Raw genomic sequence first — 12,958 nt, forward strand, 5'->3', positions numbered from 1 at the left:
TTCCTTGGGAGTGAGCGCGGACGAGACAACCGTTTCGGTCATATGGCGACCTCCGAGCCGTGACATGCGCGAGAGTGCGCAGCGGAAAACGGATCTGACCCCTTACCCGGGCGCCCAGGTTGTGGCAGGTACTCGAAGGCTAAGTTCTCGGACCGCTCCACAGCAAGAGCCAAAACGAGCTTTCATGCCCCGAAACACAAACTTCATTCCGGCTACCCTCAGCACTTGGCACCAAAACCCCTACTGGGCTGGAAAAACACGGCCAGAATTTTCTTGGAATCCGGGCTCGACGGTCGCTCGTTTCGCAACACACCGGGGGGGTTGCCGCCGCTCCCCGAGCCGGGCGGACCGGCTCCACAGCACTGTCCTAACACAGAAGGGCGGGGCGGGTCTCCCCTTGGGAGTAACCGCCCCGCCCCGCCGTGTTAAAGCTGTGTTTCTCAGGCCGCGTGGGCCGCGTGGGCCGCGCCGACCAGTCGGCTAACCGCGCAGGACCGCGCCCGTGCGCTCGGTCGCCAGGGCAACGGCCGCGTCGCGCGCGGCACCGGCCTCCTCGGCGGTCAGCGTCCGGTCGTCGGCCCGGAAGCGCAGCGCGAAGGCCACGGACTTGCGCCCCTCGCCGACCTGCTCACCGGTGTAGATGTCGAACAGCCGCACGCTCTCCAGCAGGGAGCCCGCGCCCTCGGCCAGGGCGGCGCTGATCTCGCCGACCGGCACGGAGGCGTCCACGACCAGGGCCACGTCCTGGGTGGCCACAGGGTAGGTGGACACCTGCGGGGCGGGCACGTCGGTGCGGGCGCGCTCGACGCCGTCCAGGTCGATCTCCATGGCCGCGGTGCGGTCGGGCAGACCGAACGCCTTGATCACCCGCGGGTGCAGCTCACCGGCGTGCCCCACGAGCCGGCGCTCGCCGTCCACCCGCACGTACAGCGCGGCGCAACGGCCCGGGTGCCACGGTGCGTGGGTGTCGGCCTCGATCTCCAGGTCGACCCCGGCGACCCGGGCGATGTCCCGGGCGGCCTGGATCGCGTCGGCCCAGGAGGCCGCGCGGCCCTGGCCCCACCAGCCGACGCGCTCGGCGTCGCCGGTGAGGACCACGCCCACGCGGCGCGGCTGCTCGGGCAGGGCGGCGTCGATGAGCGCGAGCTCCTCGGCGCCGGGCCCCCGGTCCACGGGCAGGATCGGAGCGCGGGTGGGGCCCGGCTTGGGCCGGTAGACCAGGCCGGTCTCGAACAGGGCCACGTCGGTCATGCCCCGGCCCACGTTGCGGGCCAACGCCTTGAACAGGCCCGGCAGCACGGTGGTCCGTAGCAGCGGCTCCTCCTCGCTGAGCGGGTTGGCCAGGCGCAGGGCGTTCCGGCGCGCGTCGTCCGCGGCCAGCTGGAGGCCGTCGAGGTCGCGCTCGCTGGTGAACGGGTAGGACAGCACCTCGTTGTACCCGGTGTCGGCCAGGATGCGGCCGACCGCCCGGCGCAGGCGCTGACTGGCGGTCAGCCCCCGCCCGGAACCGTAGGGACGGATCGAGGGGATGTTCTCGTAGCCCTCGAAGCGGATGACCTCCTCGGCGAGGTCGTTGGGGTCGGTGATGTCGGGCCGCCAGGTGGGCGGGGTGACCCGCAGCAGGTCCCCGTCGGTCTCCACGGAGCAGCCGAGGGCGCGCAGCCAGCGCTCGCTGGTGCCCGCCGGGTAGTCGACCCCGGCCACGCTGCCCGCGTGGGAGGCCTTGACGACGATCGGTTCACGCCGGGCGGACTCGTCCACCACCGTGTAGGCGGACTCGACCGAGGCGCCGCCGAGCTCTGCCAGCAGCTCTACCGCGCGGGTCGCCGCGGCCAGCTGCTCGGCGGAGTCGATGCCGCGCTCGAAGCGTCGGGAGGCCTCCGAGGACAGCTGGTGGCGGCGGGAGGCGCGGGCGATGCTCATGGCGTCGAAGTGTGCGGCCTCGACCAGGACCTCCGAGGAGGACAGGCCGATCTCGGTGTGCAGTCCACCCATCACCCCGGCGATCGCCTGAGCACCGGAGTCGTCGGCGATGACGATGTCGTCGGGGTCCAGGGAGCGCTGGACGTGGTCCAGGGTCTCCAGCTTCTCCCCCGCCTCGGCCTGGCGGACGCGGATCGGGCCGTTGACCTTCTCGCGGTCCCAGGCGTGCAGCGGCTGGCCGAGCTCGAGCATCACGTAGTTGGTGACGTCCACGGCCAGGGAGACGGGGCGCACCCCGCTCTGGTGCAGGCGGCGCTTCATCCACAGCGGGGTGGGCGCCTCCGGGTCGAAGCCGGTGGCGCCGCGCAGCACGAGGCGGTCGGCGCGCTTGGCGTCGTCGATCACGCCCGGGTGGCCGGGGCCGGTGGGCTCGGCGACGGTGAGGTCCGCGGGGTCGTGGAAGGCGGCACCGTACAGGGCGGCGACGTCGCGCGCCACTCCCCGCATGGACAGCGCGTAACCCCGGTCCGGGGTGACGGCGATGTCGAGGACGTCCTCGCGCAGGCCCAGGGCCGCGATGGCGTCGGTGCCGATCTCGGCGAAGCCCTCGGGCAGCACGACGATGCCGCTGTGGTCCTCCCACAGGCCGAGCTCGGTGGCCGAGCAGATCATGCCGGCGGACATCCTGCCGTAGGTCTTGCGGGCACCGATCTTGAAGCCGCCGGGCAGTTCGGCGCCGGGCAGGGACACCACCACGAGGTCGCCCTCGGCGAAGTTGCGGGCGCCGCAGACGATCTCCTGCGGCTCGCCGGTGCCGTTGGCCCGCCCCACGTCCACCTTGCAGAAACGGATGGGCTTCTTGAACTCGGTGAGCTCCTCGATCTCCAGCACACGGCCGAAGACGATGGGGCCGGTCAGGTCGGAGCCGAGCTCGTCGACGGTCTCGACCTCCAGCCCGGCCAGGGTCAGCCGGGAGGCGAGCTCGCGGGCGGAGACGTCGGCGGAAAGCTCGACGTACTCACGCAGCCAGGTCAGGGGGACGCGCATCAGTTCTCACTCCCGAACGCCGAGGTGAAGCGGATGTCGCCCTCGACCATGTCGTGCATGTCGCGCACACCGTGCGCGAACATCAGTGTCCGTTCGATTCCCAGGCCGAAGGCCCAGCCGCTGTAGACCTCCGGGTCCACCCCTGCGGCGGTGAGCACGCGGGGGTTGACCACACCGCAGCCGCCGATCTCGATCCAGCCCTCGCTGGAGCAGGTGCGACAGGGCTCGTCCGGATTGCCCACGGACTTGCCGCGGCAGACGAAGCACTCGATGTCCACCTCGGCGGAGGGTTCGGTGAACGGGAAGTAGGAGGCACGGAAGCGGGTCTTGAGACCCTCACCGAAGACCGACTCGACGAAGGCGTCGATGGCGCCGCGCAGGTGCGCCAGGGTGATGCCCTTGTCGACGACCAGGCCCTCCAACTGGTGGAAGACCGGGCTGTGCGTGGCATCCAGCTCGTCGGTACGGAAGGTCTTGCCGGGCGCGACCACGTACACCGGCAGCTCGCGCGAGAGCAGCGCGCGGATCTGCACCGGGGAGGTGTGGGTGCGCATGACCAGGCCGGACTCGCCGCCGTCGGGACCCTCGACGAAGAAGGTGTCCTGCATGCTGCGGGCCGGGTGGTCGGGCTGGAAGTTGAGGGCGTCGAAGTTGAACCACTCCGCCTCGACCTCGGGGCCCTCGGCGACCTCGAAACCCATGCCGACGAAGACGTCGGCCATCCGCTCGGCGACGGTGGTCAGGGGGTGGCGGGCGCCCCGGGGCGTACGGTCCCAGGGCAGGGTGACGTCGACGCGCTCCTCCACCAGGACGCGCTCGTCTCGTTCGGTCTCCAGCACCGCCTGGCGGGCCTTGAGGGCTTGGCCGACGTCGCGCCGGGCGCCGCCGACCCGCTTGCCCGCGTCGGCCTTGGCAGCCGGGGGCAGCGCGCCGATCTCCCGGTTGGCCAGGGCCAGCGGGGAGCGGTCGGAGGCGTGCGCGAGCCGGACCTCCTTGAGTTCGGCGAGGTCGGCGGCGGCCTCGATGGCGGCCAGCGCTTCCTCGCGCATGCGGGCGACCTCATCGGGGTGCAGGGGGGCCACCTCGACCGGGTCGAAGGAATTGTTCGGTGCAGACATGGTTGGTTGCCTCGCCGTCGCCGCTCCCCCACGGATCAGGGGACGGGACGGCAGTCACGGTCCGCGCGGGGCGGACGAAGCCGACAGGAAAAGCACAGGCGGTTTGCGGGCAGCCCGGGAAAGGTCCGTCACGGGGTCCGGGACATGCCACGTGCGCCCACCGGGGGGCCGAAGGGTCTGAGGGCTCAGACGAACTCGGGCGTCCCGGCGGGCATGGTAAATCGGAACTCGGCGCCGCCGTTGGGGGCGCGTCCGACGGTGATCGTGCCGCCGTGGGCCTCGACGAGGCCCTTCACGATGAACAGTCCGAGGCCGGTCCCGCCACGGCGCTTGCCGCGCCAGAACTGGCGGAAGACGCGCGGAATGGTCTCGGGTGCTATGCCCTGGCCTTCGTCGCGCACCGACACCGCTGCTCCTCCTTCACACGGCTCGATCACGATACTGACAGTACCAGCGCCGTGCCGCACCCCGTTTTCCACGAGGTTCGCGAGGATCTGTTCTATCTTGTCCGCGTCCAACCACATCTGCGGGAGTTCGCCGCGGGTCTCGACCCGGAAACGCTCCTCGGACTCACCCGCGGCGATCTTACTGGCGACCAGACGGCGCACGGCGGCGGGCAGGTCGACGACCTGGCGGCGCACCTCCAGGCGGCCGGACTCGATGCGGGAGACGTCCAGCAGGTCGTGGATGAGCCGGGTGACGCGGTCGGCGTCGGCATTGACCGTCTCCAGCATGAACAGCTTCTGCTTGTCGGTGAGCCGTTCCCACTTGTTGAGCAGGGTGGAGGTGAAGCCCTTCACGCTGGTGAGCGGGGAGCGCAGTTCGTGCGCGACCTCCGAGACCAGGTCGGCTCGGGAGCGTTCGGCCCGAGCGGAGGCGTCCCGTAGCGTGACGACCAGGCGGACGAGCGCCCCGCCGGGCCTGGCCCGCACGTAGCGCGCGGCCACGAGGATCTCGCGTTCGTCGGGCAGGCAGAGCATTCGCTCGGGCTGGCGAGTGCGTTCGCGGTCGCCGCCGTAGGGGTCGCTGGACTCCCACCAGTTGTTGCCGTCGAGCCCGTTCAGGGGCAGGGCGGTGCGGTAGTCGCGGCCCAGCGCGGACTCGACCGGGACCCCGGTGAGCTGCGCGGCCATGGTGTTGAACAGGACGACGCGGCCCCGGGCATCTGCGACGACCACGCCGTCGGGCAGGTCGTCGGCGTGCAGCGGGGGTTCACCCGGCCGGGCCGAGGCGGTGTCCACGTCCCAAAGGTTCGGCGCCGCCGCACCGCCGGAGTCCTCCGCCGGTTGGCCCACCTGCCGGCCGCTGCCCACGCCTCTCCCCGCTCCCCTCCGAAGGTCCGCGACCACAGGACTCCTGGGTCGGGACGCTGACCGGTGGTGCCCGTCTCTCCCCCGGACACCACCGCAGATCTACCCTGCACTCCCACCTGGTACGCCTCACGGCCCGGGATACGGCCCCGTCGAGGCGCCCGGGCGGTGGGGACCGGGCGCACCGCCGTCCACCGGCAGGCCGGGGACGACCGCCGACGGCCGGGGTCCCGATGGGACAGCACGCGTGACAGAACGTGTGGCGGAGCCGGTGACCGGACATCGCTCATACCGTGTCGCCAAGCATCCTGCCGTGCCCTCGTGGCCACGCGCACCGCCCTACCCGTGACGCGGGTCAGGTGGGGGTGGTCAAGCGGGATGCGCATGAACCACCGTGCTGCTGGCCCGACCCTATCGACACTCGGGGCTCGTGCACGTGCATTTCGACGGGTTGGCAGAACCTGTTACCGAACGTGTGAGCCCCGCGCTCCGTCACCCCGGGTCAGAGCCCTGGCAGTCACCGGGAGTAATCAATCGGGGCAGGGTGAGCCAGCCAGGAGCGGCTCGAAAGGAGCTCTCAGGAGCGCCGCTGCTGCCGCGCGGTCGTGTACAGACAGACCGCGGCGGCTGTGGCCAGATTCAGGCTTTCGGCCCCGCCGTAGATCGGAACGCTGACCGCGCCGTCCGTGAGCTGGACGATCTCCTCGGGCAGGCCCCAGGCCTCGTTGCCGAAGACCCAGCCGACCGGGCCGTCCAGGTCGCCGTCGTCGGCCAGCTGGTGCAGGTCGCGGTCGCCGCCCCCGTCGGCCGCCCAGGCCTTGGCTCCAGTGCCGTGGAGGAAGTCCACCGCCCGGGCCACCGGGACCCCCACCACCACGGGGAGGTGGAACAGGCTTCCGGCGGAGGCCCGCACGCACTTGCCGTTGTAGGGGTCGACCGAGGCGTCGGTGAAGATCACGACGTCGGCACCGGCCGCGTCGGCGGTGCGCAGGACCGTCCCCGCGTTGCCGGGGTCGCGCACATGGGAGAGGACGACGGCGAGCCGCACGTCGGTGACGCTCTCCAGGGGGACGTCGACGAAGTCGCAGACCGCGATGACCCCCTGCGGGGTGATGGTCTGCGCCAGTTCGGACATGACGTCAAGGCTGACCCGGTGGGTGGGCACGCCCGCGGTGTGGGCGGCGTCCATCAGGTCGATGTGGCGCTGCATGGCCTCCGCCGTGGCGTAGACCTCGACAACGCCGCGGGCGGCCCCGCCGTAGGGGGACCGCCCGTCTCCGCCGTTGACGGCGGCCAGGGCCTCCCGTACAGCCTGCGGCCCCTCGGCGAGGAAGCGCCGCTCGCGCTGACGGAAGGTGCGCTTGGCGAGCCGCCGAACCCCCTTGATCCTGGGTGACCGGACACTCGTGAACTCGTGGCTCGCCATCGCTACCTGATCTGTTTTCTACTGCCTGCCAGCTGCTGCCCGCTCTTAGGCCGCGGCGGTGGTGGGGAGGGCCTGCTTGGCCTTCTCCACGAGGACGGCGAAGGCGGCCTCGTCGTTGACGGCCAGCTCGGCCAGCATGCGACGGTCGACCTCGATCTCAGCCAGCTTCAGGCCCTGGATGAGACGGTTGTAGGTCAGGCCGTGCGCGCGGGAGGCGGCGTTGATGCGCTGGATCCACAGACGACGGAACTGCCCCTTGCGGTCCTTGCGGTCCCGGTAGGAGTAGGTCATCGAGTGGAGCATCTGCTCCTTGGCCTTGCGGTACAGGCGCGAGCGCTGCCCGCGGTAACCACTGGCCCGGTCGAGAACGACCTTGCGCTTCTTCTTGGCGTTGAGAGCCCGCTTCACGCGTGCCACAGTGACTCCCTCATTGGTTCTTCCGGCGCGCACGGCGCGCCGACCGGTCCGACCAGGACGGGCCCGGCGGCCGTGTTCGCTTCAGGTGGTTGTCCTCCGGGCGCCTCAGCGCGCCGACCGGGTCGGGCGCACGGGCCTGCCAAGGAGGACGGAAGATGCTCTGGAGCTACATGCCCAGGAGCTTCTTGATGTTCTTGGTGTCAGCCGGAGCGAGCTCGGCCTCCGTGCCCAGCTTCCGCTTGCGCTTGGAGGTCTTGTGCTCAAGGATGTGGTTCTTGTTGGCACGGCGGCGCATGATCTTGCCGGAGCCGGTGACCTTGAAACGGTCCTTGGCTCCACTGTGGGACTTGTTCTTCGGCATGTCGCCGTCGTCTCCTACTCCGTCGGCGCGGCACCCGCTACTGGGAACGGATGACGCGATTGTTCCGCCACTACGGCGGGATCCCGTCGCACACCGGTGCATCACGAGCTGTTCGCGCACAGCCCACCCCACCACCCGGTTCCCGCCTTCACGACGGCCGGGCGGTGGGGGACTAACCCTGGCGCCTTACGCCTGGTCGCTCTCGTCGCGGCGGGTCTTGTCCCCCGCCGCGGCACGGGCCTCGGCCTTGTGCTCGGAACGCCGCTTGTGCGGACCGATCACCATGACCATGTTGCGGCCGTCCTGCTTGGGCTGGGACTCGACCGTCCCGAGGTCCTGGACGTCCTCGGCCAGACGCGCCAGCAGCCTGCGCCCGAGCTCGGGCCGAGACTGCTCACGGCCGCGGAACATGATCGTCACCTTGACCTTGTCACCGCTCTTGAGGAACCGGACGACGTGACCCTTCTTGGTCTCGTAGTCGTGCGGGTCGATCTTCGGGCGGAGCTTGATCTCCTTGATGATCGTGTTCGACTGGTTCTTGCGCGACTCACGGGCCTTGACCGCGGACTCGTACTTGAACTTGCCGTAGTCCATCAGCTTCGCGACCGGCGGGCGCGCGGTCGGTGCGACCTCGACGAGGTCGAGGTCGGACTCCTGGGCCAGACGCAGCGCGTCCTGCACGGAGACGATTCCGACCTGCTCACCGTTGGGTCCGACAAGTCGGACCTCGGGCACCCGGATACGGTCATTGATGCGGGGCTCTGTGCTGATGAGACCCCTCCCTAGCTTTCTCGGATTACCTGGGACCGGCCGCCCACCGTGTGGTGGTCGGCCTGTTCGACCGGGTCGCCCGTGCTTGTTCAGGCCACCCGCCCGCGTTGGGATCTCACCAAAAAGCGAAAAACCCCGCCAGCGTGTGCAAGCGGGGCGATCCGACCGGACATTCACGACGGAGCCGCCACCTGGCCTTCGGCCACCCGCACAGGGGTGAACGACGAACACAGGATGGTATACCCATCGTCTGACCGGGACCCACACGGGCGAGGCCCGGTAGGTGGGAGGATCATCTCCGCTTGCGGTTCCGGCGTGCTGTGCACACCGGACCAAGTCGATTACGTCCAATATAGCAGGACCCGGGGGCCACCTGGCCACCCGTGCCGCCCTCCGGACCGGAGGTCAGACCCCGGCCTGGGCCGACCGCCGTTCCAGCTCGACCTCGCCCGCGGCCCGCATGGCCGCGACAGGGACGTCCTCGACCCCGGTCATCAGCCTGACCTGGGCGACGGCCTGGTGCAGGAGCATCGGGAAACCGCCCACCACCCGCCCGCCCCGGGCCGCGACGGCCTCAGCCGCCGTGGTCGGCCATGGGGCGTAGATCACGTCGAAAAGATCGGCCCGGGAGGCCGCGAGACGTTCGGCGTGCGCGTCCGCGGCGCCCGAGGGCAGCGTGGACACCACGAGGTCGGCGTCCAGGTGGCGGTCGATCTCCGTCAGCGGGGCCACCTCGACCGGACGGCCCAGGCGCTCGGCGGCCGCCGTGACCTCGCGGGTGCGCGCGGTGTCGCGGGCCAGGACGGTGACCGGCCCGGCGGAGCCGAGCTCACGCAGGGCCGCCAGGGCGGAGGCCGCGGTGGCCCCCGCCCCCAGGACGACCGTGCTACCGGGGGCAGCCACACCGGCCTCGGTCAGCGCGGTGGCGATGCCCTCGACGTCGGTGTTGTGCGCCGCCCAGCCCGAGCCCCGGCGGACCAGGGTGTTGGCCCCGCCGACCGCCGTGGCCAGGTCGGTGACCTCGACCGCCAGCTCCATGGCCCGGCGCTTGAGCGGCATGGTCAGGGAGAGCCCGGCCCAATCGGCCGGGTCCAGCCCCTCGAGGAAGGGCGCCAGCCCCTCCTCATCACACTCGAACAGTCCGTAGGACCAGTCCCGAAGCCCCAGGGCCGCGTAGGCCGCGGAGTGCAGGACCGGGGAGAGGGAGTGGGCCACCGGCGAACCCAGGACGGCGGCGCGCATCACTCCTCGCCCTCGCCCTCGGCCTGGCCGCCGCCGCCCCAGGTCTCCTGGAAGCGCTGCTTGAGGACCTCGAACTCCTCGTAGGTCTCGGCGAACTCGGTGACACCGTTCTCCGGGTCGGTGGCCACGAAGTACAGCCACTCGCCCTCCTCCGGCTCCAGGGCCGCCTCGATGGCGTCCTCGCCCGGGGCCACGAACGGGCCCGGGATGAGACCGGTCTTGTGGTAGGTGTCGAACCCGCTGGTGTCGGACTCGCACTGGGCCAGTTGGTCGTTGTTGAGCGCGATGCCGTACTCGCCGATGGCGTAGAAGCAGGTGCTGTCCATCTGGAGCATCATGTCGATGTCCAGGCGGTTGTGCACCACCCGGGAGATCTTGGCCATGTCGTCGACCCCGCCGCTCTCGGCCTGGACGATGGAGGCGATCGCCATGACCTCGTTGGCGTCGTAGCCGAGGTCGGCGGCGCGCGCCTCCAGGTCCAGCTCCTCAGCGACCTGGCGGTACTGGGTGACCATGGTGCGCAGGATCGAGAGGGGCTCAGTGTCCGGCTCGAACCGGTACGTGGACGGGAACAGGTAGCCCGCGGCCCCCTCCGTCGCGTAGTCGGGCAGGCCGAGCTCGCCGGTCTGCGCGTAGGCGTCCTGCAGCTCCTCCAAGGACAGGCCGGTGTTGTCGGCCAGGTGCTGGAGGACCTGTTCGGAGCGCAGGCCCTCGCGGATGGTGACCCGCCCGCCGAGCCGGTTCTCCGGGTCGAGCAGAGCCGCGACGGCGCTCTCGCCGCTCATGTTCTCGGCCAGGGAGTAGGTGCCGGGCACCAGGGCGTCACCCTGCTCGCCGAGCGCGTTGGTGAAGGCGCGGACGCTGGCGACCACGCCCTGTTCCACGAGGCTCTGGCCGACGGCGGTACCGCTCTGCCCCTCCGCGATGGTGAAGACGACCTCGCCCTCCCCCGAACCCCCGTGGTCCGGGGGGAACACGTAGGTACGCATGACCGCGAAACCGCCGCCGGCGACCACGAGCATCAGGACCAGAACGAGCAGGATCATCAGGCCCTTGCTCTTGCGCCTCTTGGGCTTGCCCGCGTTGCGCCGGGCGGCCTGGGCGGCCTTGGCCCGCTTCGCGCGCTTGCGGTTGGCGCGGCTGTCGCCGTAGGAGGCGGCGATGTCTTCGAGGCTGTCCTCCTCGTAGAGGTCCTCCTCGACCTCCTCCGGCTCCTCCTCTGCCCGGGGCTCCGGTTCTGGCTCGGCACGGCGTCCGCGGCGGGAACGACGGCGGCCGCGGCGGCCCTTGGGCTCCTCGGCCTCCGGTTCCTGAGCGAGGAAGGAACCGGTGTCGGTCAGGGGCTCCTCGTCATCCAGGTTGGACAGCTCGGCGAAGGCTCCGGTGTCGGTGACCGGGGCGGTGGCGAAGGTCTCGGAGTGGCGGGGCTCCTCCTCCGGCTCCGGGGCCGGGGCCGCACGGCGACGGCCGCGGCGTCCGGCCGGTTCCTCGTCCACGGGTTCCTGGGCGAGGAAGGCGCCGGAGTCCGCGGGCGCCTCCTCCGCCGCACGCCGGGCACGACGGCGGCCACGGCGCCCCTTGGGCTCCTCGGCCTCCGGTTCCTGAGCGGAGAAGGTGCCGGAGTCGCGCAGCGGCTCGGCCTCGGCCTGCTTGGCGCGCTTGCGGCGGGCGCGGCGCCCCTTGGGCTCCTCAGCGGCGTCATCGGCCAGGAAGGCGGGGGTGGGCTCGTCCGCGTCGTCGCCCCAGAAGGGTGACTGCCCCTCCCCTGGCTCCTCGGCGCGTGCTCGCCGGGCCCGGCGAGGGGGTTCGTCGTGGGCTCCCGGGACCGGTGTGCCGGGAGCCGTCGGCGCCCCGGGGCCGGCCTGGTTGCCGGGGTTCTGGGCCCCGCCCAGGTTGGCCAGGGCCGCGAGAGCCTCCTGGGTGGAGTCGCTGCCGGGCCGCTGATGGCTGCCGGTATCCGAAAGCGATCCGGGAGCGGGCCGCTGGTGGCTGCCCGTGTCCGAGGGCGATCCCTGGGCGGGCCGCTGAGCGCCCTGTCCGCCGCCGCGCGCTGCACGGCTGCCGCGCAGCGCGTCCGCGGCGCCGAAACGCCGGGGCGGGGCCGTCGGCTGTTCGCCGCCCCAGGCGGCCTGGTCCTCGGGCGGCTCGGCCCTGCGGCGGCGGCCGGGAGGCGGCGCGGCCGGGTTCTGCGTGTCGAACTCCGCCGGCCCGGGGTCGGCGTACCTGGGGGTACGGAACTCCCCGCTGGAGGGCCCGGTGTGCCCGAATTCACCGCTGTCCGGCGGCCCCGGGCGCGCCCGGCGTCCGCGCGAGGGCGGCTGGGCGGGCAGCGGGTCGGTCAGCGGATCGTAGTCGTAGCCGCCTTCGCGGTCGGCACGACGACGGTAGGGATCGGGGTAGTCATCCCTGTCGGTCATGAATCTCCCTGGCTGGCACGGACGATCTCGCCCGGGGGATGGCCTGTTGACCGTTCCTGGTCCAAGGCACTCTGCAAGAGCACGGTGGCCGCCGCCTGGTCAATGACCGAGCGGCGGGCCCGGCCGCCCTTGGCGCCCTTCTTGCCGAAGGAGGCACCGGAGAGCAGCTGGCCCTGGGCGGTCACCGTGGTGAGTCGTTCGTCCACGAGCCTGACGGGGACGGGGTCAAGGAGCCGGGCCAAGGTATTCGCGAACTCGCGAGCGGACCGGGCGGCCGGTCCCTCTTGGCCAGACAGTGAAGCAGGGTAGCCCACGACGATCTCGCGGGCCTCCTTCTCCAGCACGAGAAGGGCGATGCGTTGCAGGTCGCCCCGGCCGCGCGCGATGGTCTCCACCGGGCTGGCGAGCATACCGCTCGGGTCGCTGGCCGCGACCCCGATACGCGCGTTGCCCGGGTCGATCGCCAGGCGTACACCTTGCCTCAAGAGGATGCCTCCCCGTGGGCGGGGAAGCTGCTCAGTCGGGCTGTGCGGTCGACGGCACAGCACCGCTGCCGGAAAATCCTCAACACGGTGGTCCTGTTCATCAGCTGGATCGCGGCGAAATCCGCGCAGACAGCCATGGGAATCGGCTGTGACGCGCCACAGTATGCCCGATTCGATGACGGTGCGCAGCCTCGCCCATGGCACGCCCGCCGCCCCTCCCCAATCGGGCCTCATGCCTCAGATCGGGCTGTGGCGGCGGGGGCCGGGGCGAACTCGTACCGTCCGAGTGTAAATCACCCGGCCCCTGCCCCGGGGCACCCAGAGTCCGAGGGGTGTCTGTGGCCGTGCTTTCGTTCACATCGGGGTGAACCCCAGTAGACAGCACCGCGCCCCGTGTGGCCCGCTGAGGGCCGCACGGGGCGCGGTGTCATTGGCATACCG

Annotated in this window: 10 protein-coding genes; all 10 read right to left on the bottom strand. The window is 71.3% G+C overall.

Annotated elements, in window-relative coordinates:
* Positions 1–480: 480 nt before the first annotated feature.
* The 10 genes from pheT to ruvX all read right to left on the bottom strand — a co-directional run bounded on the left by pheT (position 481) and on the right by ruvX (position 12,517).
* Positions 481–2,970: a phenylalanine--tRNA ligase subunit beta gene (gene pheT / locus NE857_RS23235; protein ID WP_254417660.1), complete on the bottom strand. Its 2,490-nt coding sequence runs from the start codon at positions 2,968–2,970 to the stop codon at positions 481–483.
* Positions 2,970–4,088, bottom strand: a complete 1,119-nt coding sequence (pheS, locus tag NE857_RS23240; protein WP_254417661.1) for a phenylalanine--tRNA ligase subunit alpha — start codon at positions 4,086–4,088, stop codon at positions 2,970–2,972. Before pheS ends, pheT begins: the two co-directional genes overlap by 1 nt.
* A 185-nt stretch (positions 4,089–4,273) precedes the next feature.
* Positions 4,274–5,401, bottom strand: coding sequence for a sensor histidine kinase (locus NE857_RS23245; protein WP_017583947.1), 1,128 nt, complete (start codon positions 5,399–5,401; stop codon positions 4,274–4,276).
* Between the two features lie 574 nt (positions 5,402–5,975).
* The gene (locus tag NE857_RS23250) at positions 5,976–6,824 is read right to left on the bottom strand and encodes a TrmH family RNA methyltransferase (protein WP_254417662.1); all 849 of its coding nucleotides are present in this window, start codon (positions 6,822–6,824) and stop codon (positions 5,976–5,978) included.
* Positions 6,825–6,869: 45 nt separating this feature from the next.
* The gene (gene rplT / locus NE857_RS23255; protein ID WP_026117095.1) at positions 6,870–7,241 is read right to left on the bottom strand and encodes a 50S ribosomal protein L20; all 372 of its coding nucleotides are present in this window, start codon (positions 7,239–7,241) and stop codon (positions 6,870–6,872) included.
* A 166-nt stretch (positions 7,242–7,407) separates the two neighbouring features.
* A complete protein-coding gene (gene rpmI, locus NE857_RS23260) occupies positions 7,408–7,602 on the bottom strand; it encodes a 50S ribosomal protein L35 (RefSeq protein WP_017583949.1) in 195 nt (64 codons plus the stop codon).
* A 186-nt stretch (positions 7,603–7,788) separates the two neighbouring features.
* Positions 7,789–8,373 carry a translation initiation factor IF-3 gene (infC, locus tag NE857_RS23265; protein WP_184371994.1) on the bottom strand — a complete coding sequence of 195 codons (585 nt, stop codon included), beginning with the start codon at positions 8,371–8,373 and terminating at the stop codon, positions 7,789–7,791.
* 405 nt (positions 8,374–8,778) lie between these two features.
* Positions 8,779–9,615, bottom strand: a complete 837-nt coding sequence (locus tag NE857_RS23270) for a shikimate dehydrogenase (protein WP_254417663.1) — start codon at positions 9,613–9,615, stop codon at positions 8,779–8,781.
* Complete coding sequence (mltG, locus tag NE857_RS23275; protein ID WP_254417664.1) at positions 9,615–12,032, bottom strand: endolytic transglycosylase MltG; 2,418 nt, start codon at positions 12,030–12,032, stop codon at positions 9,615–9,617. The genes NE857_RS23270 and mltG overlap by 1 nt, the downstream gene beginning before the upstream one ends.
* Positions 12,029–12,517: a Holliday junction resolvase RuvX gene (ruvX, locus tag NE857_RS23280; protein ID WP_017583953.1), complete on the bottom strand. Its 489-nt coding sequence runs from the start codon at positions 12,515–12,517 to the stop codon at positions 12,029–12,031. Before ruvX ends, mltG begins: the two co-directional genes overlap by 4 nt.
* Between the last annotated feature and the right edge of the window lie 441 nt (positions 12,518–12,958).

Source organism: Nocardiopsis exhalans (assembly GCF_024134545.1).
In the GTDB taxonomy this organism is placed as follows: domain Bacteria; phylum Actinomycetota; class Actinomycetes; order Streptosporangiales; family Streptosporangiaceae; genus Nocardiopsis; species Nocardiopsis exhalans.

Coding starts and splice junctions, on each gene's coding strand:
- rpmI (WP_017583949.1), bottom strand. CDS start 7,602: ATGCCGAAGAACAAGTCCCACAGTGGAGCCAAGGACCGTTTCAAGGTC.
- NE857_RS23250 (WP_254417662.1), bottom strand. CDS start 6,824: ATGGCGAGCCACGAGTTCACGAGTGTCCGGTCACCCAGGATCAAGGGG.
- mltG (WP_254417664.1), bottom strand. CDS start 12,032: ATGACCGACAGGGATGACTACCCCGATCCCTACCGTCGTCGTGCCGAC.
- pheT (WP_254417660.1), bottom strand. CDS start 2,970: ATGCGCGTCCCCCTGACCTGGCTGCGTGAGTACGTCGAGCTTTCCGCC.
- NE857_RS23270 (WP_254417663.1), bottom strand. CDS start 9,615: ATGCGCGCCGCCGTCCTGGGTTCGCCGGTGGCCCACTCCCTCTCCCCG.
- pheS (WP_254417661.1), bottom strand. CDS start 4,088: ATGTCTGCACCGAACAATTCCTTCGACCCGGTCGAGGTGGCCCCCCTG.